Annotated in this window: 20 protein-coding genes; 12 read left to right on the top strand and 8 right to left on the bottom strand. The window is 69.7% G+C overall.

Features of this window, described 5'->3' with window-relative positions; all coding sequences use genetic code 11:
- Nucleotides 1-160 precede the first annotated feature (160 nt).
- The 5 genes from ACIQ7D_RS20550 to ACIQ7D_RS20530 all read left to right on the top strand — a co-directional run bounded on the left by ACIQ7D_RS20550 (nt 161) and on the right by ACIQ7D_RS20530 (nt 6,082).
- Nucleotides 161-1,480, top strand: a complete 1,320-nt coding sequence (locus ACIQ7D_RS20550; RefSeq protein WP_403939462.1) for an enolase C-terminal domain-like protein — start codon at nt 161-163, stop codon at nt 1,478-1,480.
- Nucleotides 1,477-2,253, top strand: coding sequence for an SDR family NAD(P)-dependent oxidoreductase (locus ACIQ7D_RS20545; RefSeq protein WP_403939460.1), 777 nt, complete (start codon nt 1,477-1,479; stop codon nt 2,251-2,253). The genes ACIQ7D_RS20550 and ACIQ7D_RS20545 overlap by 4 nt, the downstream gene beginning before the upstream one ends.
- A gap of 108 nt (nt 2,254-2,361) precedes the next feature.
- Nucleotides 2,362-3,438: a sugar ABC transporter substrate-binding protein gene (locus ACIQ7D_RS20540; RefSeq protein ID WP_403939459.1), complete on the top strand. Its 1,077-nt coding sequence runs from the start codon at nt 2,362-2,364 to the stop codon at nt 3,436-3,438.
- A gap of 2 nt (nt 3,439-3,440) precedes the next feature.
- Nucleotides 3,441-5,057 (top strand): sugar ABC transporter ATP-binding protein, encoded by a 1,617-nt coding sequence (locus ACIQ7D_RS20535; protein WP_403939457.1) that lies wholly within the window; start codon nt 3,441-3,443, stop codon nt 5,055-5,057.
- The gene (locus ACIQ7D_RS20530; protein WP_403939455.1) at nt 5,054-6,082 is read left to right on the top strand and encodes an ABC transporter permease; all 1,029 of its coding nucleotides are present in this window, start codon (nt 5,054-5,056) and stop codon (nt 6,080-6,082) included. Before ACIQ7D_RS20535 ends, ACIQ7D_RS20530 begins: the two co-directional genes overlap by 4 nt.
- A gap of 21 nt (nt 6,083-6,103) precedes the next feature.
- Here the strand turns inward: ACIQ7D_RS20530 and ACIQ7D_RS20525 are convergent, their stop codons facing one another.
- The 5 genes from ACIQ7D_RS20525 to ACIQ7D_RS20505 all read right to left on the bottom strand — a co-directional run bounded on the left by ACIQ7D_RS20525 (nt 6,104) and on the right by ACIQ7D_RS20505 (nt 11,970).
- A complete protein-coding gene (locus tag ACIQ7D_RS20525; protein ID WP_384927321.1) occupies nt 6,104-6,775 on the bottom strand; it encodes a FadR/GntR family transcriptional regulator in 672 nt (223 codons plus the stop codon).
- Between the two features lie 156 nt (nt 6,776-6,931).
- Nucleotides 6,932-8,542: an FAD-dependent oxidoreductase gene (locus ACIQ7D_RS20520; RefSeq protein ID WP_403939453.1), complete on the bottom strand. Its 1,611-nt coding sequence runs from the start codon at nt 8,540-8,542 to the stop codon at nt 6,932-6,934.
- Between the two features lie 53 nt (nt 8,543-8,595).
- Complete coding sequence (gene glpK, locus ACIQ7D_RS20515) at nt 8,596-10,143, bottom strand: glycerol kinase GlpK (RefSeq protein WP_403939451.1); 1,548 nt, start codon at nt 10,141-10,143, stop codon at nt 8,596-8,598.
- A gap of 33 nt (nt 10,144-10,176) precedes the next feature.
- The gene (locus tag ACIQ7D_RS20510) at nt 10,177-10,980 is read right to left on the bottom strand and encodes an MIP/aquaporin family protein (RefSeq protein ID WP_403939449.1); all 804 of its coding nucleotides are present in this window, start codon (nt 10,978-10,980) and stop codon (nt 10,177-10,179) included.
- 225 nt (nt 10,981-11,205) lie between these two features.
- A complete protein-coding gene (locus tag ACIQ7D_RS20505; protein ID WP_403939447.1) occupies nt 11,206-11,970 on the bottom strand; it encodes an IclR family transcriptional regulator in 765 nt (254 codons plus the stop codon).
- Between the two features lie 236 nt (nt 11,971-12,206).
- On the opposite strand from ACIQ7D_RS20505, the gene metH reads away from it, so the two are divergent.
- From metH to ACIQ7D_RS20490, 3 genes are all read left to right on the top strand, one after another.
- The gene (gene metH / locus ACIQ7D_RS20500) at nt 12,207-15,716 is read left to right on the top strand and encodes a methionine synthase (RefSeq protein WP_403939445.1); all 3,510 of its coding nucleotides are present in this window, start codon (nt 12,207-12,209) and stop codon (nt 15,714-15,716) included.
- A 171-nt stretch (nt 15,717-15,887) separates the two neighbouring features.
- Entirely contained in the window at nt 15,888-16,601 is a 714-nt protein-coding gene (locus tag ACIQ7D_RS20495; RefSeq protein ID WP_403939443.1) for an HAD family hydrolase, read from the top strand.
- Nucleotides 16,602-17,092: 491 nt separating this feature from the next.
- Nucleotides 17,093-18,691, top strand: a complete 1,599-nt coding sequence (locus tag ACIQ7D_RS20490; protein WP_403939441.1) for an ABC transporter substrate-binding protein — start codon at nt 17,093-17,095, stop codon at nt 18,689-18,691.
- Nucleotides 18,692-18,796: 105 nt separating this feature from the next.
- Here ACIQ7D_RS20490 and ACIQ7D_RS20485 read toward each other — a convergent pair whose 3' ends face one another.
- Nucleotides 18,797-19,468, bottom strand: coding sequence for a response regulator transcription factor (locus tag ACIQ7D_RS20485; protein ID WP_041991370.1), 672 nt, complete (start codon nt 19,466-19,468; stop codon nt 18,797-18,799).
- Nucleotides 19,469-19,522: 54 nt separating this feature from the next.
- Entirely contained in the window at nt 19,523-20,356 is an 834-nt protein-coding gene (locus ACIQ7D_RS20480) for a RecB family exonuclease (protein ID WP_403939697.1), read from the bottom strand.
- Between the two features lie 193 nt (nt 20,357-20,549).
- On the opposite strand from ACIQ7D_RS20480, the gene ACIQ7D_RS20475 reads away from it, so the two are divergent.
- The 3 genes from ACIQ7D_RS20475 to ACIQ7D_RS20465 all read left to right on the top strand — a co-directional run bounded on the left by ACIQ7D_RS20475 (nt 20,550) and on the right by ACIQ7D_RS20465 (nt 23,854).
- Nucleotides 20,550-21,758, top strand: coding sequence for a site-2 protease family protein (locus ACIQ7D_RS20475; RefSeq protein ID WP_403939695.1), 1,209 nt, complete (start codon nt 20,550-20,552; stop codon nt 21,756-21,758).
- Between the two features lie 113 nt (nt 21,759-21,871).
- Nucleotides 21,872-22,777 carry a tRNA (adenine-N1)-methyltransferase gene (locus tag ACIQ7D_RS20470; RefSeq protein ID WP_403939439.1) on the top strand — a complete coding sequence of 302 codons (906 nt, stop codon included), beginning with the start codon at nt 21,872-21,874 and terminating at the stop codon, nt 22,775-22,777.
- A 480-nt stretch (nt 22,778-23,257) separates the two neighbouring features.
- Complete coding sequence (locus tag ACIQ7D_RS20465) at nt 23,258-23,854, top strand: hypothetical protein (protein WP_403939438.1); 597 nt, start codon at nt 23,258-23,260, stop codon at nt 23,852-23,854.
- Nucleotides 23,855-23,887: 33 nt separating this feature from the next.
- On the opposite strand, the gene ACIQ7D_RS20460 is transcribed toward ACIQ7D_RS20465, so the two are convergent.
- Nucleotides 23,888-24,208 (bottom strand): ferredoxin, encoded by a 321-nt coding sequence (locus ACIQ7D_RS20460; RefSeq protein ID WP_403939436.1) that lies wholly within the window; start codon nt 24,206-24,208, stop codon nt 23,888-23,890.
- 255 nt (nt 24,209-24,463) lie between these two features.
- Between ACIQ7D_RS20460 and arc the strand changes: the two genes are divergently transcribed.
- Nucleotides 24,464-26,230 carry a proteasome ATPase gene (gene arc, locus ACIQ7D_RS20455; RefSeq protein ID WP_403939434.1) on the top strand — a complete coding sequence of 589 codons (1,767 nt, stop codon included), beginning with the start codon at nt 24,464-24,466 and terminating at the stop codon, nt 26,228-26,230.
- Nucleotides 26,231-26,342 lie beyond the last annotated feature (112 nt).

Here is a 26,342-nt window from a genome sequence, read left to right as displayed (position 1 = left end):
TTGCGCGGTGCGCAGAGCCTATCCAGGTTCCCCCGCGCAACCCCGTCGATTCATCCGAGCTGTGGCCGGGAATTGACGCCGGGCTCTGGACGTGCGGACCACAATGGCGCTATACATCGGATGACTGAAGAGATCCGATGTTCTTCTCAAAGGGGCGTGCATGAGCCAGACCGTCACGGGGTTCGAGGTACACGACATCCGGTTCCCCACCTCGGAACAGCTCGACGGCTCCGACGCCATGAACCCCGATCCCGACTACTCGGCCGCCTATGTGGTGCTGCGTACCCAGGACGGCACCGAGGGACACGGCTTCTGCTTCACCATCGGGCGCGGCAACGATGTCACCGCCGCCGCCATCGAGGCGCTGCGCCCCTATCTCACCGGCAGACCGGCGCCGCTCACCGCGGCCGATCTCGCCGCTCTCTACTTCGAGCTGACCCACGACTCCCAACTGCGCTGGCTCGGCCCGGAGAAGGGCGTCATGCACATGGCCGCGGGCGCCGTCGTCAACGCCGCCTGGGACCTGGCCGCCAAGAGCGCCGGCCTGCCCGTCTGGGAGTTCCTCGCCGGGATGACACCCGAGGAACTGGTCTCGCTCGTCGACTTCCGCTACCTCACCGACGCCCTCACACCGGACGACGCGCTGGCCATCCTGCGCGCCGCGGAGCCCGGCCGCGCCGAGCGGGCCGCCCTGCTCCGTACCGAGGGCTACCCCGCGTACACCACCTCGCCCGGCTGGCTCGGCTACTCCGACAGCAAGCTGGTCGCCCTCGCGGAACAGGCCGTCGCCGACGGGTTCGAGCAGATCAAGCTCAAGGTCGGCGGCGATCTGGCCGACGACGTCCGGCGCATGAAGCTGGCGCGCGCGGCCGTCGGCCCCGCCATCCGGATCGCCGTCGACGCCAACCAGCGCTGGGACGTGCCCGAGGCGCTGCACCGGCTGTCCGCCCTCGCCCCCTACGACCCGCACTGGATCGAGGAGCCCACCAGCCCCGACGACATCCTCGGCCACGCCGCCGTACGGGCCGGCCAGCCGGTCAAGGTGGCCACCGGCGAACACGTCGCCAACCGGGTCGTCTTCAAACAGCTTCTCCAGGCCGACGCCGTCGACTACCTCCAGATCGACGCGGCCCGCGTCGCCGGAGTCAACGAGAACCTGGCGATCCTGCTGCTCGCCGCGAAGTACGGCGTCCCCGTCTGCCCGCACGCCGGCGGCGTCGGCCTCTGCGAACTCGTGCAGCATCTCGCGATGTTCGACTACGTCGCGGTCTCCGGCACTCAGGAGGGCCGGGTCATCGAGTACGTCGACCACCTCCACGAACACTTCGCCGACCCCGTGGTGATCGTCTCCGGGCGGTACGCCGCCCCGGGCGCGCCGGGCTTCTCCGCCCGGATGCTCCCCGAGTCGATCGCCGCGCACCGCTACCCGGAAGGGCCCGTCTGGCAGGCCCGCCGCACCACCGAGGAGGTCACCTCATGACGGCCGCACGCGACTTCGACGGGCTCTGCGCCCTGGTCACCGGCGGTGCTTCGGGCATCGGCGCGGCCATCGCGGCCCTGCTCCTGGAGCGCGGCGCCCGGGTAGCCGTGCTGGACCGGGAGACGGCCGGGGCGCCCGCAGGGACCCTGCCGCTGACGGCCGACGTCACCGACGACGCGGCGGTGAAGGCGGCGGTCGACGCGGCGGCGGCCGAGTTCGGCGCCCTGCACACCCTGGTCTCCAACGCGGGTATCGGCGCGGTCGGAACCGTCGAGGACAACCCCGACGACGAGTGGGGCCGCGTCCTGGACGTCAACGTCCTCGGAATGGTCCGTACGGCCCGGCACGCCCTGCCCCATCTGCGCCGCGCGGCCCCCGGCCGGCCCGGCGCCGTCTCCATCACCCACACCTGCTCCATCGCCGCCACGGCGGGGCTGCCCCAGCGCGCCCTGTACTCCGCGAGCAAGGGCGCGATCCTCTCGCTGACCCTGGCGATGGCCGCCGACCACGTACGGGAGGGCATCCGCGTCAACTGCGTCAACCCCGGTACCGCCGACACACCCTGGGTCGGCCGGCTGCTCGACCAAGCGCAGGACCCCGCCGCCGAACGCGCCGCCCTCGAAGCCCGCCAGCCCTCGGGACGGCTGGTCGGCGCCGACGAGGTCGCCGCGGCGGTCGCCTATCTCGCGGGACCGGCCGCGGCGGCCGTCACCGGAACGGCACTCGCCGTCGACGGCGGAATGCAGGGACTCCGCCTGCGCCCCGCCCCCTGAGAAGGCGGCCCGCTGAGAAGCCCCCTGAGAAAGCGGCTCCCCGAGAAAGCGACCTCCTGAGAACAGCGCAGCCCGCACGCACACCGAAGGGACAAGGACGGGACTTCCATGCCGGGACACACCGTGGGGCGCTCCCCACTCCGCAGACCCCGTACGGCCACCACCTCGGCCTGCGCCTTATTACTTGTCGCGGTGGCGGCCCTGGCGGGCTGCAATCGCGACCAGGAGGCCGGAAAGGGGAGCGGCGGCACGGTCGGCATCGATCTGCCGCGCAGCGACAGCGATTTCTGGAACTCGTACCAGCAGTACATCGAGAAGGGCGTCAAGGCCGGTGAGGTCAGCGCGCTCCCGCTGACCAACTCGCAGAACGACATCGGGAAACTCGTCTCCAACGTCCAGGTCTTCACGGACCAGGGCGCCAAGGCCGTCGTCATGGCCCCGCAGGACACCGGCGCGATCGCCGAGACCCTGCGGACGCTCGCCGAGAAGAAGATCCCCGTCATCAGCGTCGACACCCGCCCCGACCAGGGCGAGGTGTACATGGTCGTACGGGCCGACAACCGGGCGTACGGCGAGAAGGCCTGCCAGTTCCTGGGCGAGCGGCTGAAGGGCAAGGGGAAGGTCGCCGAGTTCCAGGGCGACCTCGCCTCGATCAACGGCCGGGACCGCTCCGAGGCCTTCAAGAGCTGCATGGCCCGGAAGTACCCCGGCATCCAGGTCTTCGAGCTGGCCACCGAGTGGAAGGGCGACGTCGCCTCCGCCAAGCTCCAGTCCACCCTCGCAGCCCACCCCGACCTGGGCGGCATCTATCTCCAGGCGGGCGGGGTCTTCCTCCAGCCCACCCTGGCGCTGCTCGAACAGAAGAGGCTGCTCAAGGCGCCGGACGCGCCCGGACATATCGCCATCGTCTCCAACGACGGCATCCCCGAGGAACTGGACGCCATCCGGGCCGGGAAGATCGACGCGACGGTCTCGCAGCCGGCCGACCTGTACGCCTCCTACGCGCTCTACTGGGCGAAGCGGGCGCTGGCCGGCGAGAAACCCCAGGCCGGGCCGACCGACCACGGGTCCACAGTCATCAAGATCCCGGGCGGCTTCGAGGACCAGCTCCCCGCGCCCCTGGTGACCAAGGAGAACGTGGACGACCCGAAGCTGTGGGCCAATCAGCTCGACGCGGGGGAGTAGCCGTGGCACCGCGGAACACACCCCCCGAGGCCGTCGCCACCGCGCCGCCCGCCGTACGGGCCGAGGGCATCGTCAAACGCTTCGGGCCCACCCTCGCGCTCGACGGGGTCGGCATCACGGTCGGCCCGGGCGAGTCGCACGCCCTGGTCGGCCGCAACGGCGCGGGCAAGTCCACCCTGGTCGGCGTTCTGACCGGGGTGCACAAGGCGGACGCGGGCGAGGTGCGCTTCGGCGGCGCCCCCGCGCCTGCCGCCGGGGACACCGCCGCCTGGCGGACCCGGGTCGCCTGTGTCTACCAGCGGCCGATGATCGTGCCCGATCTGACCGTCACCGAGAATCTCTTCCTCAACCACTACGGCCTGCCGGGCCCCCGAACCGGGACCGGCGGACGCCGCCTCATCGACTGGCGCGGGCTGCGCCGCCGCGCCCGGGACCTGCTCGCGGAGTACGGCGTCGAGGCCGACCCGGACGCCCGCGCCAAGGATCTCCCGGTCGAGCAACGGCAGTTCGTGGAGATCGCGCGGGCGCTCTCCTTCGGCGCCCGGTTGATCATCCTGGACGAGCCCACCGCGCAGCTCGACGCCCGCGGCATCCAGCGGCTCTTCGTCAAACTCCGTGAACTGAGCGGCCAGGGGGTGGCGTTCCTCTTCATCTCCCACCATCTCCAGGAGGTGTACGACCTGTGCGCCACCGTCACCGTCTACCGGGACGCCCGCCATGTCCTGACCGCCCCGGTCGCCTCGCTCGCCCGTAACGAACTGGTGGCCGCGATGACGGGGGACGCCGCGCGGACGGCCGCCGCCCGGCCCGCCCGGCGCCCGGACGCCCCGGACCCGTCGGGCGAGTCGCCCGTCCTGGAGGTCCACGGACTCGCCCTCGCCGGGGAGTTCGGGCCGCTGGACCTCTCCGTACACCCCGGTGAGGTGCTCGGCGTCGCGGGCGCCGCGGCCGGCGGCACCACCGCACTCGGCGAGACGCTGGCCGGGATGCGGGCGCCGACCGCGGGGCGGATCACCGTGCACGGCCGTACGGTGGCGCCGGGCAGCGTCCCGGCCGCGCTGGACGCGGGCATCGGCTACATCCCCGAGGACCGGCACCGCCAGGGGCTGATCCCCGAACGCAGCGTCGCGGAGAACGCCACCCTCACGGTGACCGGCCGGCTCGGCCCGTGGGGGACCGTACTGCCCGCGCGGACCAGGGAGTTCGCCCAGTCCATGATCGACTCACTGGACATCAGGACACGCGGCCCGGGCCAGCCGGTCTCCGGCCTGTCGGGCGGCAACCAGCAGAAGGTCGTCGTCGCCCGCGCCCTGGCGCGCGACCCCGGCGCGCTGATCGCCGTACGGCCCACGGCCGGTGTCGACGTCAAGTCCAAGGACGCGCTGCTCGGTGTGGTGCGCGGGGTGGCCGACGGCGGCCGCGCCGCCATGATCATCTCCGATGAGCTGGACGATCTGCGGGTGTGCGACCGGGTGCTCGCGGTGTTCCACGGGCACGTGGTGGCCTCGTTCGGGAGCGACTGGACCGACCGGGAGCTGGTGGCGGCCATGGAAGGCGTGCACGGGACGGTCCGCGGCGCCGCGGACCGTACGGACGACGACATGGGGGAGCGGGGATGACGCAGACCGTAAGGACCCGGGCGGTGGCGCCGGTCGAGGACCCGAGCCCGCTCCACCGGCTCCGGCTGATCCGGTGGAGCGACTTCTCGCTCGTGCCGGTGATCCTGGTGCTGATGGTGATCGGCTTCATCGTCTCGCCGGTCTTCCTCACCTCCGGCAATCTGATCAGCGTCGTCCAGCAGTCCTCCGAACTGAGCCTGCTGGTGCTCGGGCAGGCGCTGATCCTGATCTGCGGCCGGATGGACCTGTCGCTGGAGTCGACGATCGGGATCGCGCCCGTCCTCGCGATGTGGCTGGTGCTCCCCTCGGAGGGCGGTCGGTTCGCCGGGCTCGACCTGCTGCCCGTCTGGGCGGCCGTGCCGGTCTGTCTGCTCGCCGGGGTGGCCATCGGTGGCATCAACGGCTTCCTCATGCTGAAGCTGCGCGTCAACGGCTTCATCGCCACGCTCGGCATGCTCACCATGTTGCGCGGGCTCCACATCGGGATCACCGAGGGCAAGTCGATCACCGAGGTGCCGGAATCCTTCCGGTACCTCGGCAAGACGGACTGGCTGGGCGCCCCGGCCGCCGTCTGGATCTGTCTGGCGCTCTTCGCGCTGGGCGGGGCGGCCCTGGCCTGGCTGCGCCACGGACGGGCGCTGTACGCGATCGGCGGCAACCCGGAGGCTGCGCGCGCGGCCGGGATCCGGGTGGACCGCGTCACCTGGGTCGTGCTGGCGATCGGCGGGCTGCTGGCGGCGTTCGCCGGCATCCTCTACACGGGCCACTACGGCTCGGTCGCGGCCACCCAGGGCAACGGCTGGATCTTCCAGGTGTTCGCGGCCGCGGTCATCGGCGGCATCAGCCTCCGGGGCGGGCGCGGCACGCTCTTCGGCGCGCTGACCGGGGTGCTCACCCTGCAGCTCGTGGTCAACGTGATGACCCTCGGCGGTGTGCCGGCGCTCTGGAACCAGTTCCTGAACGGCGCCATCATCATCGTCGCCCTGGTCATCTCGCGCTTCGCGAGCGGCGAGAAGCAGGACTGAACCGCCCGCCGCCGGGGCGTGTCAGAGCGTCGACCTGAGCCACATCTCCACGCTCGCGATATGCACCGTGGCCCAGGACCTGGCCGCCTCGGCGTCCCGGTCGCGCAGGGCGGAGAGGATCGCCCGGTGCTCGTGGAGCGTACGGCTGACGGCGTCCTCCTGGGTCAGCCCGCGCCAGATCCTGGCCCGGGTGGTGGGCCCGGAGAGCCCGTCGAGAAGGGAGCAGAGCACCGCGTTGCCCGACTGGCGCACGATGCCGTGGTGGAACTCCAGGTCGGCGGCGACCAGTTCCTCCACCGAGGGCTCCGGGCCGAGCGCGTCGAGCTGGGCGTCGAGCGCGTCCAGCTCGTCCTCGGTGATCCGGGTGCTCGCCATCGCGGTGGCGGCCGGTTCGAGTATCCGGCGTACGGCCAGGAACTCCAGCACGGTGTCGTCCCGGTGGAAGTCCACCACGAAGCTCAGCGCCTCCAGCAGGAGCTGCGGGGCCAGGCTGGTCACGTACGTACCGTCGCCCTGCCGTACGTCGAGGATCCGGATGAGCGACAGGGCGCGCACCGCCTCGCGCAGGGAGTTGCGGGAGAGCCCCAGCTCGGCGGCGAGCTCGCTCTCCTTGGGCAGCCGGTCGCCCGGGCGCAGCGCGCCGGAGACGATCATCCCCTTGATCCGCTCGATGGCCTCGTCGGTGACAGCCATGGGCACCCCTCCAGACATCCGATGTATCGGCCCCCATTATGCGTCCCGGAACGCCCGCCCGGCGCACGAAAAGGGACGCATCCGGAAAGGATGCGTCCCTCTCCCGCCCACGCGTCGCACGTATGTACTGATGTGCGGCGGTGCCGGCCGTACGGTTCAGACCCGCTTGCCCAGCAGGTCCTCCACCCGGGCGCGGATCTCGTCCGTGTCCAGGCCGCGGATGGTCAGCGTGGTGCGCCGGCGCAGTACGTCGTCGACCGTCTGGGCCCACTCGTGGTCCCGGGCGTAGACGACCTGCGCCCAGATCTCCGGCGCGTCCGGGTGGATCCGCTCGGCCAGCTCCGGGTACTCGTTCGCCAGCCGCACGATGTCGAAGGCGAGCGAGCCGTAGTGGGTGGCGAGATGGCGCGCGGTGTCCACGGCCATCGAGGGGCCCGTACCGCCGCCGTCGATCAGCAGCCGGTGCGCGACCGCGTTCGGGCTGGCGATCCCGGGCAGCGGAAGCTTCTTCGGCAGGTGCGAGACGGGCTCCATGCCCTCGCCGAGCGGATGGCCCGGCAGGGTCGCCAGCTTGTGCATCACCGTACGGCCGATGTGGCGGAAGGTCGTCCACTTGCCGCCCGCGACCGACAGCATGCCGCCGCGGCCCTCGGTCACGACCGTCTCGCGCTTGGCCTTGGAGGTGTCACCGGGGCCGCCCGGCAGCACCCGCAGACCCGCGAAGGAGTACGTGATCAGGTCGCGCGAGAGCTGCTGGTCACGGACGGAGTACGCCGCCTCGTCCAGGATCTGGTGGATGTCCTTCTCGTTGACCGAGACGTCGCCGGGCTCGCCCTCGTACTCCTCGTCCGTCGTACCGAGCAGCAGCATGTCCTCCCAGGGGAGGGCGAAGGTGATGCGGTACTTGTCGATGGGGGTCGCCAGCGCGGCCTTCCACGGGGAGCTGCGCTTGAGAACGAGGTGCGCGCCCTTCGAGAGGCGGATGGAGGGCGCCGCGTCCGGGTTCTCCATCTTGCGCAGGTGGTCGACCCAGGGGCCGGTCGCGTTGAGCACCAGCCGGGCGTCGACGCCGAACTCCGTACCGTCGATCCGGTCGCGCAGCTCGGCGCCGGTGACCCGGCCCTGGGTGAAGCGCAGCCCGGTGACCGTGGCGTGGTTGAGGACGGTGGCGCCGGAGTCGACCGCGGCGCGGACGGTCATCAGCGCCATCCGGGCGTCGTTCATCTGGTCGTCGCCGTAGACGGCCACGGCCTTGAGGTTGTCCGTACGCAGCTCGGGCACGGCCTGACGGGCCTTGGCCGGGCTGATCACATGGCCGACGCCGTCGCCGAACGCGGAGAGCGCGGAGTACGCGAAGACGCCCGCGCCGAGCTTGGCCGCGCCATGCGGGCCGCCCTTGTAGACGGGCAGGTAGAAGGTGAGCGGGTTGGCCAGGTGCGGTGCCACCTGGCGGGAGACCGCCCGCCGCTCGAAGTGGTTCTCCGCGACGAGCTTCACCGCGCCGGTCTGGAGGTAGCGCAGACCGCCGTGGAGGAGCTTGGAGGAGGCGGACGAGGTGGCGCCGGCGAAGTCGCCGCCGTCCACCAGGGCCACCCGCAGTCCCGACTGGGAGGCATGCCAGGCGGTGGAGATGCCCAGAATGCCGCCGCCTATCACCAGGAGGTCGTACGTCGCGTTGGACAGTTGTTCCCGGGTTTCGGCACGGCTCGGCAGGGAACCGCCGGCCGGGTGCGTCCCCAGTGCGGGGACGCTGTGCGGGGTGCTCATGTGTAACTCCTCTTCAGCTCGTCCCGGCTCTTGCGCCGGTGGCTGTGGTGCGGTCAGCTTGCGTCGTCGACGTCGAGCCAGCCCTTGGTCCGCTCGACGGCCTTGAGCCAGCTCTTGTACTCGCGGTCACGGGTGGCCGCGTCCATCCGGGGCGTCCACTCGGCGGCGCGGCGCCAGTTGGCGCGCAGCGCGTCGGTGTCCGGCCAGAAGCCCACGGCCAGTCCCGCGGCGTAGGCGGCGCCGAGGCAGGTGGTCTCGGCGACCATCGGGCGCACCACGGGCGCGTCCAGGACGTCGGAGAGCGTCTGCATCAGCAGATTGTTGGAGGTCATACCGCCGTCGACCTTGAGCGAGGTCAGCTCGACGCCGGAGTCCTTGGTCATGGCGTCACTGATCTCCCGGGTCTGCCACGCCGTCGCCTCCAGCACCGCGCGGGCGATGTGCGCCTTGGTGACGTAGCCGGTCAGCCCGGCGATGACACCGCGGGCGTCGGGGCGCCAGTGCGGGGCGAAGAGTCCGGAGAAGGCGGGCACGAAGTACGCGCCGCCGTTGTCCTCGACCGAGGACGCCAGGGTCTCGATCTCGGCCGCGGACTTGATCAGGCCCATCTGGTCGCGCATCCACTGCACCAGCGAGCCGGTGACGGCGATGGAGCCCTCCAGCGCGTACACCGCGGGCTCGTCCCCGATGCGGTAGCCGACCGTGGTCAGCAGTCCGTTGTACGAGTTGACGGGCTTGCCGGCGGTGTTCATCAGCATGAAGGTGCCGGTGCCGTACGTGGACTTGGCCTCGCCCTCGGCGAAACAGGTCTGGCCGAAGAGGGCCGCCTGCTGGTCACCGAGCGCGGAGGCGACCGGGATGCCGTCGAGGACGCCGCCCTTGGCGTGGCCGTACACCTCGGCGGAGGAGCGGATCTCCGGCAGGATCGCGGCCGGGACCTGCATCGACTCCAGGATCTTGGCGTCCCACTGGAGGGTGTGCAGGTTCATCAGCATCGTGCGGGAGGCGTTGGTGACATCGGTGACATGCACCCCGCCGTCGGTGCCGCCGGTCAGATTCCAGATGACCCAGGAGTCCATGGTGCCGAAGAGAATGTCGCCGCGCTCGGCGCGCTCGCGCAGCCCCTCGACGTTGTCCAGCAGCCAGCGCGCCTTCGGCCCGGCGAAGTAGCTGGCCAGCGGCAGCCCGGTCTCGCGGCGGAAGCGGTCCTGGCCGACGTTGCGGCCCAGCTCACGGCAGAGCGCGTCGGTCCGGGTGTCCTGCCAGACGATGGCGTTGTGGACGGGCTCGCCGGTGTTCTTGTCCCACAGCAGCGTGGTCTCGCGCTGGTTGGTGATGCCGATGGCCTTGACGTCGGCGGAGGTGATCCCGGCCTTCTCGACGGCGCGGGCGACCACCTCCTGGACGTTGGTCCAGATCTCGGTGGCGTTGTGCTCCACCCAGCCCGGCTTCGGGAAGATCTGCTCGTGCTCCTTCTGGTCGACGGCGACGATCCGGCCGTCCCGGTCGAAGACGATGCAGCGGCTGGACGTGGTGCCCTGGTCGATGGCCGCGATGAACGGGCCTGTGCCGTGGGAGGAGGTGGTGTTCGTGTCGCTCACGGTGTGCTCCTGCTCGGTTCGGGGAAAGGTGGCTTACGCGAGGGCCAAGTTGTAATACCCACCGGCCAGCGCGGCGCCGATCAGCGGGGCGACGACCGGTATCCAGGCGTAGCTCCAGTCCGAGCCGCCCTTGTTGGGCAGAGGCAGGAGCGCGTGCACGATACGGGGACCGAGGTCACGGGCCGGGTTGATGGCGTACCCCGTCGGGCCGCCGAGCGAGAGACCGATGGCGACCACGACGAACGAGGTGATCAGCACACCGAGGGTGCCGAGCCCGTTGCCCGAGTCGTTGAGGCCCTGGGTGAGGATCGCGATGACCAGCACAAATGTGGCGATGATCTCCGTCAGCATGTTCTGTACGACGTTGCGGACCTCGGGGCCCGTGGAGAAGACGCCGAGCACGGGCCCGGCCTTGGGGGCCGTCTTCTGGTCGACGAGCCCTTCGGCGAGTTCTCCCACCGGGGGATGCGCCGCGAGGATCTCCGGGTCGGTGAGATGGGCCTTGAACTGGCCCAGGTACGTCACCCAGACGAGGAAGGCGCCGATCATCGCGCCCAGCATCTGGGAGCCGATGTAGAGCGGTACGTCGCCCCACTTGATGCCGCCCTCGACCGCGAGGCCGATGGTGACCGCCGGGTTGAGCACGGCCCCGGAGATCGGCGCGGAGAGATACGCGCCGACCATGACGGCGAAGCCCCAGCCGAAGCTGATGGCGACCCATCCCGCGTTCTGCGCCTTCGAGCGCTTGAGAGTGACTGCGGCGACCACGCCGCCACCGAGCAGGATCAGCAGGGCGGTACCTGTGACCTCGCCTATGAAGATGTCGAAGCTGGACACCCGAGACTCCTTCGTCCAGGGGGAGGCGGACCTCCGGTTCCCACCGGTGGCCGTGCCTTCGGATGAGGGCGTTACCTGCCAGTGGCGCTGTCACACACTAACTCGTATTACCGGTAAGTGTTCGACAATGCCGACCGTTGAACGGCAGTTTTCTCCTTCAGGCAACGCGCCGTCAAGGGTGCTGTGGCCGAAACCTCGCTCTACGGCGATGATCGGGCATCCCGCTCAGAACCGCCCGGCGCCGATGTCCCGGGAAACGGCCCGCGCGCACTCGCGTACGGCCGTCACCAGCTCGGACCTGACCTCTCCCGTGGGGCAGATCCGTTCCACCGCGCCGGTGATCGCGATCGCCCCGACCGGCATCCTGCGCCGGTCGTGGATGGGCGCCGCCACCGCGGCCACGCCGTCCCAGGTCTCCTCGACGTCGGCGGCCCAGCCGCGCGCCCTGGTCAGATCGAGCACCGCCTCGAACTCCGCCAAACCGGTGATCGTCCGGGGGGTGAAGGCCGTCCGCTCGCTCTCGACGGCCTCGCTGTGCGCCACCGGGTCGTACGCCGAGATGACCTTCCCCAGCGCGGTGGAGTGCATCGGCTGCATCGCCCCCACCTCCAGGACCTGCCGGCTGTCGTCCGGGCGGAAGACATGGTGGACGATGAGCACGCCCTGCTGGTGCACCACCCCGAGATGGACGCTCTCGCCGCTGGAGCGGGCCAGGTCGTCCGTCCAGACCAGGGCGCGTGCCCGCAGCTCGTGCACGTCCAGATAGCTGTTCCCGAGCCGCAGCAGCTCGGCGCCGAGCTGGTAGCGGCCCGACGCGGCGTCCTGCTCGACGAACCCCTCCGCCTGCAGCGTGCGCAGGATCCCGTGGGCCGTCCCCTTGGCCAGCCCCACGGAGGAGGCGATGTCGGACAGGCCGAGCCGCCGCTCGCCGCCCGCGAGCAGCCTCAGCATCGCCGCCGCCCGCTCCAGCGACTGGATGTTCTTCGCCATCGGACCCGGACCTCCACTACGTTCGACAATGCTGAACACTATCGGTCGATGCCGACGTTTTCTCTCCGTAGAGAGGATCTGTGAAGGCCCGACGCGCCGAATGTCCAGAGGACAGAATGCCGTCCGCCCGCTGGAACGACGCACCGTGACGAGGCGCGCCCGGCTACGCTGGCCGGGTGTGCCTGCCATCAGCACACGCAGAAGCCGACAGCCGTCGCAGCCCCGGGAGTACTTACATGGCCTCGTCGCCGACCCCCACCACCGACAGCCGGACCCGCATCGACGCCCTCAGAGAGGCGCTCGCCACCCGTGTGGTGGTGGCCGACGGTGCGATGGGCACGATGCTCCAGGCGCAGGATCCGACGCTGGAGGACTTCCAGGATCTGGAAGGCTGCAACGAGATCCTCAACGTGACGCGCCCGGACATCGTCCGTTCCGTGCACCAGGAGTACTTCGCGGTCGGTGTCGACTGCGTGGAGACCAACACGTTCGGCGCCAACCACTCGGCGGCGAACGAGTACGACATCGCCCACCGCATCGTGGAGCTGTCCGAGTCCGGCGCCCGCATCGCCCGCGAGGTCGCCGACGAGTTCACCGCCGAGGACGGCCGCCAGCGCTGGGTGCTCGGCTCGGTGGGCCCCGGCACCAAGCTGCCCTCGCTGGGTCACATCGAGTACGGCGTACTGCGCGACGGCTACCAGAAGAACGCCGAGGGCCTGCTCGCGGGCGGCGCGGACGCCCTGATCGTGGAGACCACGCAGGACCTGCTCCAGACCAAGTCGAGCCTCATCGGTGCCCGCCGCGCGATGGACGCCCTCGGCGTGAACGTGCCGCTGATCTGTTCGCTCGCCTTCGAGACCACGGGCGTCATGCTGCTCGGGTCCGAGATCGGCGCTGCGCTCACCGCGCTGGAACCGCTCGGCATCGACCTCATCGGGCTGAACTGCTCCACCGGCCCGGCCGAGATGAGCGAGCACCTGCGCTATCTGGCCCGCCACTCCCGTACGCCGCTGATGTGCATGCCGAACGCGGGCCTGCCCGTCCTGACCAAGGACGGCGCCCACTTCCCGCTCGGCCCCGAGGGCTTGGCCGACGCGCAGGAAGCCTTCGTCGAGGACTACGGGCTCTCCCTGATCGGCGGCTGCTGCGGGACGACCCCCGAGCACCTGCGCCAGGTCGTCGAGCGGGCCCGTGGCCTCACCCCGGCCGTCCGCGAGCCGCGCCCCGAGCCGGGCGCCGCCTCGCTCTACCAGACCGTGCCCTTCCGCCAGGACACCTCGTACCTCGCCATCGGCGAGCGGACCAACGCCAACGGGTCGAAGAAGTTCCGCGAGGCCATGCTGGAGGGCCGCTGGGACGACTGTGTGGAAATGGCCCGCGACCAGATCCGCGAGGGCGCGCACCTGCTGGACCTCTGCGTCGACTACGTCGGCCGGGACGGCGTCGCCGACATGTCCGAGCTGGCCGGCCGGTTCGCGACCGCCTCCACCCTGCCGATCGTGCTGGACTCCACCGAGCTGCCGGTGCTCCGGGCCGGTCTGGAGAAGCTCGGCGGGCGCGCCGTCATCAACTCGGTCAACTACGAGGACGGCGACGGCCCCGAGTCGCGCTTCACCAAGGTCACCGAGCTGGCGGTCGAGCACGGCGCCGCGCTGATCGCGCTCACCATCGACGAGGAGGGCCAGGCCCGTACCGTCGAGCACAAGGTCGCCATCGCCGAGCGTCTGATCACCGACCTCACCACCAACTGGGGCGTGCAGGAGTCGGACATCCTCATCGACTGCCTCACCTTCACCATCTGCACCGGGCAGGAGGAGTCGCGGGGCGACGGCATCGCCACCATCGAGGCCATCCGCGAGCTGAAGAGCCGTCACCCCGACGTCCAGACCACGCTCGGACTGTCGAACATCTCCTTCGGGCTCAACCCGGCCGCCCGTATCGTGCTCAACTCCGTCTTCCTGGACGAGTGCGTCAAGGCGGGACTGGACTCCGCGATCGTCCACGCCTCGAAGATCCTGCCCATCGCCCGGCTGGACGAGGAGCAGGTCAAGGTCGCCCACGACCTGATCCACGACCGGCGCTCCGAGGGGTACGACCCGCTCCAGCGGCTCATGGAGCTGTTCGAGGGCGTCAACACCCAGTCGATGAAGGCCGGCCGGGCCGAGGAACTGCTCGCCCTGCCGCTGGACGAGCGCCTTCAGCGCCGCATCATCGACGGCGAGAAGAACGGGCTGGAGACCGACCTCGACGAGGCGCTGGCGACCCGTCCCGCGCTCGACATCGTCAACGACACGCTGCTGGAGGGCATGAAGGTCGTCGGCGAGCTGTTCGGCTCCGGCCAGATGCAGTTGCCGTTCGTCCTCCAGTCCGCCGAGGTCATGAAGACGGCGGTGGCCTATCTGGAGCCGCACATGGAGAAGTCCGACGCCGAGGGGAAGGGCACCATCGTGCTCGCCACCGTCCGCGGCGACGTCCATGACATCGGCAAGAACCTCGTCGACATCATCCTCTCCAACAACGGCTACAACGTGGTCAACCTGGGCATCAAGCAGCCCGTCGCCGCGATCCTGGACGCCGCCGAGGAGCACCGGGCCGATGTCATCGGCATGTCCGGGCTGCTGGTGAAGTCGACCGTGATCATGAAGGAGAACCTGGAGGAGCTGAACCAGCGCAGCATGGCGGCCGACTACCCGGTCATCCTCGGCGGCGCCGCGCTCACCCGGGCCTATGTCGAGCAGGACCTGCACGAGATCTACCAGGGCGAGGTCCGCTACGCCCGTGACGCGTTCGAGGGCCTGCGCCTCATGGACGCGCTGATCGCCGTCAAGCGCGGGGTCCCCGGCGCCACCCTCCCGGAGCTCAAGCAGCGCCGCGTCAAGGCCACCACGAACACCGTGGTGGAGGAGGCACCCGAGGAGGGCGCGGTCCGCTCCGACGTCTCCGTCGACAACCCGGTGCCCACCCCGCCGTTCTGGGGCACCCGCGTCGTCAAGGGCATCCAGCTCAAGGAGTACGCCTCCTGGCTGGACGAGGGCGCGCTCTTCAAGGGGCAGTGGGGGCTCAAGGAGTCCCGCAAGGGCGGCCCCAGCTACGAGGAGCTGGTCGAGAGCGAGGGGCGGCCCCATCTGCGCGGCTGGCTGGACCAGTTGCAGACCAGGAACCAGCTGGAGGCGGCCGTCGTCTACGGCTACTTCCCCTGCGTCTCCAAGGGCGACGACCTCATCCTGCTCGGTGAGGACGGCTCCGAGCGCACCCGCTTCACCTTCCCGCGCCAGCGCCGCGGCCGGCGCCTGTGCCTGGCGGACTTCTTCCGCCCGGAGGAGTCCGGTGAGACGGACGTCGTCGGCCTCCAGGTCGTCACCGTCGGCTCGAAGATCGGCGAGGCGACCGCGGAGCTGTTCGAGGCCAACTCCTACCGCGACTACCTCGAACTGCACGGGCTCTCCGTCCAGCTCGCCGAGGCGCTCGCCGAGTACTGGCACGCCCGGGTCCGCTCCGAGCTGGGCTTCGCCGGCGAGGATCCGTCCGACGTCGAGGACATGTTCGCCCTGAAGTACCGGGGTGCGCGCTTCTCGCTCGGTTACGGAGCCTGCCCCGACCTGGAGGACCGCGCGAAGATCGCGGAGCTGCTGGAGCCCGAGCGGATCGGCGTACAGCTCTCGGAGGAGTTCCAGCTCCACCCCGAGCAGTCCACCGACGCCATCGTGATCCACCACCCCGAGGCGAAGTACTTCAACGCGCGCTGAGCCCCACCCGGCCCCGTTCCCCGGTCCCGCCCCGGCCGGGGGAAACCGGGCGGCGCGCACTCCGGACGAGTCGTACACTTGTCGGCCCAGCGCAGGCCGGTCGCCTGTCCCGGCGGGAATGCCCCCCGGGTAAGGTGACCGGCCTTCTCGTCCCTCACGGAGGTGTGCCGGATGACCAGTACGGTCCCCGCGTCCTTGACCCGAACGGCCGAGGGCTCCGCTCTGCAGGCGGTTCTCCTCGACATGGACGGCACCCTGGTCGACACCGAGGGATTCTGGTGGGACGCGGAGGTCGAGGTCTTCAAGGACCTCGGACACGTCCTCGACGAGGCCTGGCGCGATGTGGTGGTCGGCGGGCCCATGAGCCGCAGCGCCGGCTTCCTGATCGAGGCCACCGGCGCCGACATCACCCTCGCCGAGCTGACCGTCCGGCTCAACGACGCGTTCGAGGACCTGATCGGACGCGGTGTCCCCCTGATGCCGGGCGCGCGCCGGCTGCTCACCGAACTTGCCGCGCACGAGGTGCCGGCGGCCCTGGTCTCCGCCTCGCACCGGCGCATCATCGACCGCGTCCTCACCTCGCTGGGACCGGAGTTCTTCGCCCTCACCGTCGCGGGCGACGAGGTGCCCCGTACGAAGCCGCACCCCGACCCGTATCTGCTCGCCGCGCGCGGTCTGGGCGCCGATCCGGCGCGGTGCGCGGTCATCGAGGACACCGCCACCGGGGTGGCCGCCGCCGAGGCCGCCGGATGCCGCGTGGTCGCCGTACCGTCCGTGGCCCCGATCGCCCCGGCCGACCGGAGAACCGTCGTGGGCTCGCTCGAAGAGGTGGACCTGGCATTCCTGCGTGCTCTGATGACGCACGGGGACCGACCCGTGCACTGAGCGTCGCGATGAAATGCGCCATGGGAACTGTCGGCATTGGCCTGGATATTTTCCGTCACTTCACGTGGCGCATTCATGATCCCCGTAAAAGGGCGGGGGAGTGACCTTTATCACCTGCGCGCTCATCGACAGGGGCGGGTGGTGCTGATCCATGGCCGTCCCTGGTGGGCCTGGCTGTGCGCATGTGTCCTGCTTTGGGGCGGCCCGGAAGAAAGACGTCCCCGCCCGGATATCGACGCGCCGCTATTTCCGATCACTGTCCGATTGCGATTCCGATCGGCCCGGGTCCGGCATTACCGGCGCGTCCGACTAATCTCGTCGCGAGTACTTCGCCGTATCAACGACGTGTCCCCGACGGCCACCAAGTCGCCATGTACACAGGACCGATCGCCCTGTATCCCGGCCCGATCGCACTGCCCCGACCGGGTGGACGCGGCGGAGTCTCGTCAGCACCGCTGTATCTCAGTGCCGGATGAGGGAGTACGTCCAGGATGAACCGCAAGACTTTGGCGCTGTCGGCCGCGTTCGGCCTGCTTGTGCCCGTGCTCGCCGGTTGCGGGGGCTCGGACGGTGGCTCCGGCGGCGGGAAGGCCATTGTCGTGGGCACGACGGACCAGTACATCGCCACCAAGGACGGCCCCGCGCCCCTGGACCCGGCCTTCGCGTACGACACCGGCACCTGGAACGTCCTGCGCCAGGTCGTCCAGACGCTGGTCTCCGTCCCGCGCGGCGGCGGCAAGCCGACACCTGACGCGGCGTCCGAGTGCGGCTTCACGGACCGGGCGAACGAGAGCTACCGCTGCACGCTGCGCGAGGGGCTCAAGTTCCCCGGGGGTGACGCGATCACCGCCGACGACGTGAAGTTCTCCTTCCAGCGCGCCCTGGACATCCAGGACGAGAGCGGTGTGGCCACCCTGCTGGGCAACATCGACACGATGGAGTCCGACGGCGCCCGCAAGATCGTCTTCCATCTCAAGTCGCCGGACGCGACCTTCCCTTACAAGCTCACCACCCCGGTGGCCGGCATCGTCAGCGCCAAGGACTACCCGGCGAAGAAGGTCCGGACCGGCTTCGACCTCTCCGGCTCGGGCCCGTACACCCTGAAGACCGAGGTCGAGGGCGACAGTGTCGTCAAGGCCATCTTCACCAGGAACCCGGACTACAAGGGCAGTGTCAAGATCCAGAACGACAAGGTCGAGCTGCGCCCCTTCAAGACCCCCGACGACATGGGCAAGGCGCTCGACGCGGGGGACATCGACATGATGACCCGCGCCATGTCGCCCGAGCAGGTCCAGGCGCTGATCGAGAAGCCCAGGGACGACATCCAGCTCACCGAGATGCCGGGTCTGGAGATCCGCTACCTCGCGTTCGACACCGACGCCCCGCTCGTGAAGGACAAGGCCGTACGCCAGGCCATCGCGTACATCATCGACCGCGGTCAGATCGTGACCAAGGCGTACGGTGCCATGGCCGAGCCGCTGTACTCGCTCGTCCCGTCGACCGTGGCCACCCACACGAACCCGTTCTTCAACAAGTACGGCGACGGTGACGTGTCCAAGGCGGCGGAGCTGCTGGAGGGCGCGGGCATCACGACGCCGGTGAAGCTGACGCTGAACTACACCACCGACCACTACGGTTCGGCCACGGGCAAGGAGTTCGAGACCCTCAGGGACCAGCTCAACGCCACCAGGCTCTTCGATGTGGACATCAAGGGCACGGAGTGGAAGGACTTCCGGCCGAACGGGCAGAAGGGCGAGTACGCCGTCTACGGGATGGGCTGGTTCCCCGACTTCCCGGACCCGGACACCTACGTCGGGCCGTTCTTCGACAAGCCCAACTTCCTGAACAGTCCGTACGACAACCTGAAGATCCGGACCGAGCTGCTTCCCGAGTCGCGGAAGCAGGCCGACCGCAGCGCGGCCACCAAGACGTTCGGCCAGATCCAGAACCTCGTCGCCGACGAGGTGCCGGTGCTGCCGCTCTGGCAGGGCAAGCAGTACGTGGCGTCCCGCACCGAGATCTCCGGTGTGGAGTGGGCGGTCAACTCGTCCGCCGAACTCCACCTGTGGGAGCTGGGCCAGGGAAACTGATCCGCCGGATCCACCGACGACGAAGGGCTGCCGGGGAACCCCGGCAGCCCTTCGTCGTGCGCCCTACGGCGCCTGTACGGCGCCTGTACGGCGTCCGTACGGCCGCTACTGGGCGCCGGGGCGCACCAGCCCGCTCTCGTACGCGTACACCGCGGCCTGTACCCGGTCGCGCAGGCTCAGCTTCGTCAGCACATGCCCCACATGGGTCTTGACCGTCGTCTCGCTGACGAACAGATCCGCCGCGATCTCCGCGTTGGACAACCCGCGCGCCACCAGCTTCAGCACCTCGACCTCCCGCTCGGTCAGGGTGTGCAGTGTGTCGGGAACCGGATCCTCGCCCGACGGAAGATGGTCCGCGTACTTGTCGAGCAGCCGGCGCGTGATGCTCGGCGCGAGCATCGCCTCGCCCGCCGCGACCACCCGGATGGCCTGCACCAGCTCATTGGCGGGCGCGTCCTTCAGCAGGAAGCCGCTGGCCCCCGCGCGCAGCGCCTCCACCACGTACTCGTCGAGGTCGAACGTGGTCAGGACCAGCACCTTCGCCGGACCGTCCCGGCCGGGGCCGGTGATCTGGCGGGTCGCCTCCACCCCGTCCATCCGCGGCATGCGGATGTCCATCAGAACCACATCGGGCTGGAGCGCGCGGACCTGGTCGATGGCCTGGAGGCCGTCCCCGGCCTCGCCGACGACCGCGATGTCCTGCTCGGCCTCCAGGATCATCCGGAAACCGGTGCGCAGCAGCGGCTGGTCGTCGACCAGTAGGACGCGGACAGTCACGGGGCAACTCCTTCACTAGACAGCCCCATTCTGCCCTGACGCCCCTGCCCCGGGTCAGCCGGGCGCGGGCGCCTCCACCGCGGCCTGCGCGGGTGCCTGCACCGGTGCGTCCACCGCGGCCTCCACCGGCTTCACACTCAGCGGATAGACCGGCGGCGTGCCGCCGAACTCCGGACACACCGCCCGGTGGTCGCACCAGCCGCACAGCTTCGTGGGCCGGGGCCGCCAGTCGCCGGTCTCCGTGGCCAGCTCGATCGCCTGCCAGAGCGCCAGCAGCTTGCGCTCCACCCGCTCCAGATCCGCCTCCACCGGGTCGTACGTCACGACCTCGCCGCTGCCCAGGTAGACGAGCTGGAGCCGGCGCGGCAGCACCCCCTTCAGCCGCCGCACCACCAGGGCGTAGAACGTCATCTGGAACAGCGCGCCCTCCGCGTACTCCGGACGCGGCGCCTTGCCCGTCTTGTAGTCGACGATCCGCACCTCGCCGGTGGGCGCGACATCCACCCGGTCGATCACCCCGCGCAGCCGCAGCCCCGACTCCAGCTCCGTCTCGACGAACAGCTCACGCTCGGCGGGCTCCAACCGCGTCGGGTCCTCCAGCGAGAACCACCGCTCCACCAGCTGCTCCGCCTGCCCCAGCCACGCCGCCAGCCGCTCACCCTCCGCGTCCTGCGCGAACAGCTCACCCAGCTCGGGTCTGGCGGTCAGCAGCCGGTCCCACTGGCCGGGCACCAGCGCCTTCGCCCGCGGCGCCGTGCGCTCGGCGGCCGGCGCGTCGAAAAGCCGCTCCAGCACCGCGTGCACCAGCGTGCCGCGCGTGGCGGCCTCGCTCGGCTTCTCCGGCAGCTTGTCGATCACCCGGAATCTGTACAGCAGAGGGCACTGCATGAAGTCGCTCGCACGCGACGGCGACAGCGAAGTGGGCGGCTTGCTCGTACTCATGACGCAGACCCTACGGCCCGCCACTGACAGCGAGCCGAATACCATCGACTACAGAGCCACTCGCACCACATCATCGAGCGAGCGACGCCGCCGACGAAGGGAACCCGTGAAAGAGGACGACGAGAGCGGCGAGGGCAGGATGCCGCAGCCCGGCAAGGGGGACACGGGCCCCGGTGGCAAGCCGCCGCGCCGTGAAGACCCCGGCGGTGGCATTCTCATGGGCCGCCCCTTCGGCGTGCCCGTCTACGTCGCCCCGAGCTGGTTCCTGGTGGCCGCGCTCATCACCTGGATCTTCGGCGGTCAGCTCGAACGGGTCCTGCCGGAACTGGGCGCCCTGCGGTACCTGGTCTCCCTGTTCTTCGCAGTCGCTTTCTACGCCTCCGTACTCGTCCACGAGCTGGCCCACACCGTCGCCGCGCTCCGCTTCAAGCTGCCCGTACGCCGGATCCAGCTCCAGTTCTTCGGCGGGGTCTCCGAGATCGAGAAGGAGTCCGAGACACCCGGCCGCGAGTTCGTCCTCGCGTTCGTCGGACCACTCCTCTCCCTGGTCCTCGCGGGCCTCTTCTACCTCGGCCTGCTCGCCGTCGAGGCCCGCACGGTCCCCGGCGTCCTGCTCGCGGGGCTGATGATCTCCAACCTGATCGTCGCCGTCTTCAACCTGCTGCCCGGCCTCCCGCTGGACGGCGGCCGGATGCTGCGCGCCGTCGTCTGGAAGATCACCGGCAAGCCCATGAGCGGCACCATCGCCGCCGCCTGGGTCGGCCGCGCGCTCGCCGTCACCGTCCTCATCGGCCTCCCGCTCCTCACCCGTACGGGTGCACTCGGCACCTCCGCCGCGGACGTCGGCGGCATGGAGACCGTCATGGACGCGCTGCTCGCCGCGATCCTGGCCGCGATCATCTGGACCGGCGCGGGCAACAGCCTGCGGATGGCCCGCCTGCGCGAACACCTCCCCGAACTCCAGGCCCGCGCCCTCACCCGCCGCGCGGTCCCGGTCGAATCCGCCACCCCCCTCTCCGAGGCACTGCGCCGCGCCAATGAGGCGGGCGCCCGCGCCCTGGTCGTCGTGGACGGCCACGGCGACCCGACCGCCCTCGTCCGCGAGTCCGCGATCGTCGGCGTCCCCCAGCACCGCCGCCCCTGGGTCGCGGTGAGCGGCCTCGCGCAGGACCTCACAGAAGGCATGAAGGTCCCGGCGGACCTCGCGGGAGAAGCCCTCCTGGAACGCCTCAGGGCCAGCCCGGCGACGGAGTACCTGGTGCTGGAGGAGACCGGCGAGATCTACGGCGTCCTCTCCACGGCCGACGTGGAACGAGCCTTCGTCTCCGCCATGGCCCGGCCGCAGTGATTTTTGAGGGCTCGTTCGCCTCCGGGGCGCTTTATGCCACTGTCGACCGTCGGCGCCGACATAAACGCCCCGGAGGCGAACGAGCCCCCAAAAAGAGGGGCTAAGCTTCGAACATGTCCGAACCGACCGGTGCCGCCCGACGTCGCGGCCCCTTCAAAGTCGGGGACCAGGTTCAGCTCACCGACCCCAAGGGACGCCACTACACCTTCACGCTCGAAGCCGGGAAGAATTTCCACACCCACAAAGGGTCCTTCCCGCACGACGAGCTGATCGGTGCTCCCGAGGGCAGTGTTGTCCGTACCACGGGGAACGTCGCCTATCTCGCGCTGCGCCCCCTGCTCCCCGACTACGTCCTGTCCATGCCCCGCGGTGCCGCCGTGGTCTATCCGAAGGACGCCGGCCAGATCCTGGCCTTCGCCGACATCTTTCCCGGAGCCCGGGTCGTCGAGGCGGGGGTGGGTTCCGGCTCGCTCAGCAGTTTTCTGCTGCGGGTCATCGGCGACCAGGGCATGCTGCACTCGTACGAGCGGCGTGAGGACTTCGCCGACATCGCGCGGCAGAACGTGGAGCGCTACTTCGGCGAGCCGCACCCCGCCTGGACGCTGACGGTCGGTGACCTTCAGGACAACCTGTCGGACACGGATGTCGACCGCGTCATTCTGGACATGCTCGCCCCGTGGGAGTGTGTGGAGGCGGTCTCCAAGGCGCTGGTTCCCGGCGGCATCCTGTGTGCCTATGTCGCGACGACGACGCAACTCGCGCGTACGGTGGAGACGATCAGGGAGTTCGGCACGTTCAACGAGCCGGCCGCCTGGGAGTCGATGATCCGTAACTGGCATGTGGAGGGGCTGGCGGTCCGGCCCGACCACCGGATGATCGGGCACACCGGTTTCCTGGTGACCGCGCGCCGGCTCGCGGACGGTGTCGAGCCGCCTCTGCGCCGCCGCCGCCCCGCGAAGGGCGCGTACGGCGACGACTACAGCGGTCCGGGCAGCGCGAGCGGCGGAGCCGCACGCTAGACGAGTCATTCCGAAGTCCCGTCTGCGGGGAGGTGCCATGCACGCACGCTCGCGGTGTCGGCCAAAAGCCCTGGTAGCTCCTTCCCCAAGCTCCCAACTCCGTTCGAGCAGGGGAGGGGCCCCCGTCCAAGGACTTCCGGCCGCCTCGCGATCGCGCTCGGCATCCGCGGGATGAATCAAAGCGCCGAGACGGAGCGAGCGAAGCGAGCGCAGTGCACCGCGGTGACACCAGCCGCTCCGCGGCGGGCGCTCCCTTCGGGGCAAACATTGCCGGTCGCGGCACTGGACACCCTCCGGGGCGTGTCAACACGACGCTGCCGCCGCCCGGTTCCCGTTCGTACGGGGGAACTGGGCGGTGGCATCTTTACGTTGGGCTTACGCACCCCGCTGTTCCGTCACCGTGTGACGTGTGGCACGATGCTGACTCCCCCACACACCGTTGGTTACTCACCGGCACCGCCTTCACAGGAGACACTCCGCGTGCAGATCTCCGACGCGCCGGACCTCGCGCACACCCGGCCCCGCCCGATCCACTGGCTCGCCACGGCCACCGCGATGGCGGCTGTCGTGGCGCTGGCGGGGCTGCTCCAGCCCGGTCCCGCCACCGCCTCCCAGACGGACCAGGAGGGCCTGAGAAACGCCGCGGGGCCCGCCGCGCGGGCTCCGCTGCCCGCCCCCGACCCCGCCGGCGTCGACTTTCCCCTGGAGTGCGGCGGAACGGTGGGCACGGTCGTCGCCCAGAAGGCGTCCGGAGATCTCGATGGGGACGGCAGCCCGGAGACCGTGGCGGTCGTCCGCTGCGACTCGGGTGTGGGTACCCCGCCGAGCGGGGTGTACGTGCTGACGCGGGCGGAGGGGGACGTGCCCCGGCTCGTGGCCACTCTGGTGGACCCAGGGGGCAAGTGGACCGTCGGGCAGGATCTCACCATCCATGACGGTGTGATCCTGGCCACCCTGTTCGGCTACTCGGCGTCCTCCGTGCCGCGCTGCTGCCCCGACCAGGAGGAACGCGTCTCCTGGCAGTGGGAAAACGGCGCGTTCCTGCGCACGGAAATACCCGAAGCGCGCAGCAGCTGACCGCTCGCTCCGGGTGCTTCCGAGGTACGGAGGTCAGGCGGCGTCCGGGCCGTACACCTCTACCTGGTCCGTCACCCGGCGTACATGGATGCAGTCGCCCGGGCATTCTTTGGCCGAATCCACCACATCGGCCAGGAGCGGTAGCGGTACGCGCGTGGTGGCCCCGGGCGACTGGAGCAGTTCGTCGTCGGCGCTCTTCACATAGGCCAGGCCGTCGATGTCCAGCTCGAAGACGTCCGGCGCGTACTGGGCGCAGATCCCGTCGCCGGTGCAGAGGTCCTGGTCGATCCAGACCTCCAGCGGCTCACCGGTCTCGGTGACGCCTTCGGTGGGAGCCTCCTGCTGCACGGTCATCTCTCCTGCCGTTTTTTCTGCGTCGGACGGCGCGTGACGGGGTAAGTCGCGCCAGCCCTGACGGGTGTTGACCGCTTCGACGATACAACCGGCCGCTTTCCGATGTTCCTGGGTGGGTATTCCCCTGGCGTGAGGGAGAGCGCAAGGGTGAAGATCGGTCACACCCCGACAGTCTTTGTGATCTAGGGGTTTCAATCATCACCCACCCAGGTAGGGTCAGGAAGCGTCCAGCTCCCCTTGGAGGAGGTGAGGACCGTGGCAGCCCACGACGACGACATCAACCGCGGCATCCGGCCCGGGCGGGGGTCCGAAGACCCAGCCGGCCAGGTTGCCTATCTCGAGCAGGAAATCGCCGTCCTGCGACGTAAGCTCGCCGACTCTCCGCGGCATACGAGAATTCTCGAAGAGCGGATCGTCGAGTTGCAAACGAACCTGGCGGGTGTGTCCGCGCAGAACGAGCGGCTCGCCAATACGCTGCGTGAGGCCCGCGACCAGATCGTGGCCCTCAAGGAAGAGGTCGACCGGCTCGCACAGCCGCCGGCCGGTTTCGGGGTCTTCCTGCAGAGCAATGAGGACGGCACGGCCGATATTTTCACCGGGGGCCGAAAGCTCCGGGTGAATGTCAGTCCGGGCGTCGAGCTCGACGAGCTCCGGCGTGGCCAGGAAGTCATGCTCAATGAGGCGCTCAACGTGGTCGAGGCCATGGAATTCGAGCGGGCCGGGGACATCGTCACCCTCAAGGAGATCCTTGAGGACGGCGAGCGCGCCCTGGTGATCGGGCACACCGACGAGGAGCGGGTGGTGCGGCTCGCCGAGCCGCTGCTGGACATCACCATCCGCCCCGGCGACGCCCTGCTGCTCGAACCGCGCTCCGGCTACGTCTATGAAGTGGTTCCCAAGAGCGAGGTCGAGGAGCTGGTCCTCGAAGAGGTCCCCGACGTCGACTACGACAAGATCGGCGGCCTGGGCGGCCAGATCGAGATGATCAGGGACGCGGTCGAGCTTCCGTACCTCCACCCGGACCTCTTCAAGGAGCACGAACTGAGGCCGCCGAAGGGCATCCTGCTCTACGGTCCGCCCGGTTGCGGCAAGACGCTGATCGCCAAGGCGGTGGCGAACTCCCTCGCGAAGAAGGTCGCCGAGGTCACCGGACGTCCGGCGGGGAAGAGCTACTTCCTCAACATCAAGGGTCCCGAGCTGCTCAACAAGTACGTCGGTGAGACCGAGCGCCACATCCGCCTGGTCTTCCAGCGTGCCCGGGAGAAGGCCAGCGAGGGCACTCCCGTCATCGTCTTCTTCGACGAGATGGAATCCCTCTTCCGTACCCGTGGGTCCGGTGTCAGCTCGGACGTGGAGAACACCATCGTCCCGCAGCTCCTCGCCGAGATCGACGGGGTGGAGGGCCTGGAGAACGTCATCGTCATCGGCGCCTCCAACCGTGAGGACATGATCGACCCCGCGATCCTGCGGCCCGGCCGGCTCGATGTGAAGATCAAGATCGAGCGTCCGGACGCGGAGGCGGCGAAGGACATCTTCGCGAAGTACCTGACGCCCACGCTGCCGCTGCACGTGGACGACATCTCCGAGCACAACGGCTCGAAGGAGGCCGCGGCCCACGGGATGATCCAGTCCGTCGTGGAGCAGATGTACGCGGAGTCCGAGGAGAACCGCTTCCTGGAGGTCACGTACGCCAACGGTGACAAGGAAGTCCTCTATTTCAAGGACTTCAACTCCGGCGCGATGATCCAGAACATCGTGGACCGGGCGAAGAAGATGGCGATCAAGGCCTTCCTCGACCACGACCAGAAGGGCCTTCGGGTCTCCCATCTCCTCCAGGCGTGCGTGGACGAGTTCAAGGAGAACGAGGACCTGCCGAACACCACCAACCCGGACGACTGGGCCCGTATCTCCGGCAAGAAGGGCGAGCGGATCGTCTTCATCCGCACCCTGGTGACCGGAAAGCAGGGCGCGGACACCGGACGCTCGATCGACACGGTGGCCAACACCGGTCAGTACCTGTAGGAGCGCGGACCGGCTGCGGATGCCTTCCAGGGGCATCCGCAGCCGGTTGTTTTCCCCGTACCTCCCACCACACCCGCACTCCGGGCCAACCACCACACCAGGCCAATGAAGA

This window comes from Streptomyces sp. NPDC096310 (genome assembly GCF_044763125.1).
Lineage (GTDB): Bacteria > Actinomycetota > Actinomycetes > Streptomycetales > Streptomycetaceae > Streptomyces.
This window is presented reverse-complemented; position numbering and strand designations above follow the sequence as displayed.

Bases quoted from the DNA above. Each gene is read 5' to 3' on its own strand.
- ACIQ7D_RS20480 (WP_403939697.1), bottom strand. From the start codon at position 20,356: ATGCAGTGCCCTCTGCTGTACAGATTCCGGGTGATCGACAAGCTGCCG.
- ACIQ7D_RS20495 (WP_403939443.1), top strand. From the start codon at position 15,888: ATGACCAGTACGGTCCCCGCGTCCTTGACCCGAACGGCCGAGGGCTCC.
- ACIQ7D_RS20470 (WP_403939439.1), top strand. From the start codon at position 21,872: ATGTCCGAACCGACCGGTGCCGCCCGACGTCGCGGCCCCTTCAAAGTC.
- ACIQ7D_RS20520 (WP_403939453.1), bottom strand. From the start codon at position 8,542: ATGAGCACCCCGCACAGCGTCCCCGCACTGGGGACGCACCCGGCCGGC.
- ACIQ7D_RS20475 (WP_403939695.1), top strand. From the start codon at position 20,550: ATGCCGCAGCCCGGCAAGGGGGACACGGGCCCCGGTGGCAAGCCGCCG.
- ACIQ7D_RS20550 (WP_403939462.1), top strand. From the start codon at position 161: ATGAGCCAGACCGTCACGGGGTTCGAGGTACACGACATCCGGTTCCCC.
- ACIQ7D_RS20540 (WP_403939459.1), top strand. From the start codon at position 2,362: ATGCCGGGACACACCGTGGGGCGCTCCCCACTCCGCAGACCCCGTACG.
- ACIQ7D_RS20525 (WP_384927321.1), bottom strand. From the start codon at position 6,775: ATGGCTGTCACCGACGAGGCCATCGAGCGGATCAAGGGGATGATCGTC.
- ACIQ7D_RS20530 (WP_403939455.1), top strand. From the start codon at position 5,054: ATGACGCAGACCGTAAGGACCCGGGCGGTGGCGCCGGTCGAGGACCCG.
- metH (WP_403939445.1), top strand. From the start codon at position 12,207: ATGGCCTCGTCGCCGACCCCCACCACCGACAGCCGGACCCGCATCGAC.
- ACIQ7D_RS20490 (WP_403939441.1), top strand. From the start codon at position 17,093: ATGAACCGCAAGACTTTGGCGCTGTCGGCCGCGTTCGGCCTGCTTGTG.
- ACIQ7D_RS20505 (WP_403939447.1), bottom strand. From the start codon at position 11,970: ATGGCGAAGAACATCCAGTCGCTGGAGCGGGCGGCGGCGATGCTGAGG.
- ACIQ7D_RS20460 (WP_403939436.1), bottom strand. From the start codon at position 24,208: ATGACCGTGCAGCAGGAGGCTCCCACCGAAGGCGTCACCGAGACCGGT.
- ACIQ7D_RS20545 (WP_403939460.1), top strand. From the start codon at position 1,477: ATGACGGCCGCACGCGACTTCGACGGGCTCTGCGCCCTGGTCACCGGC.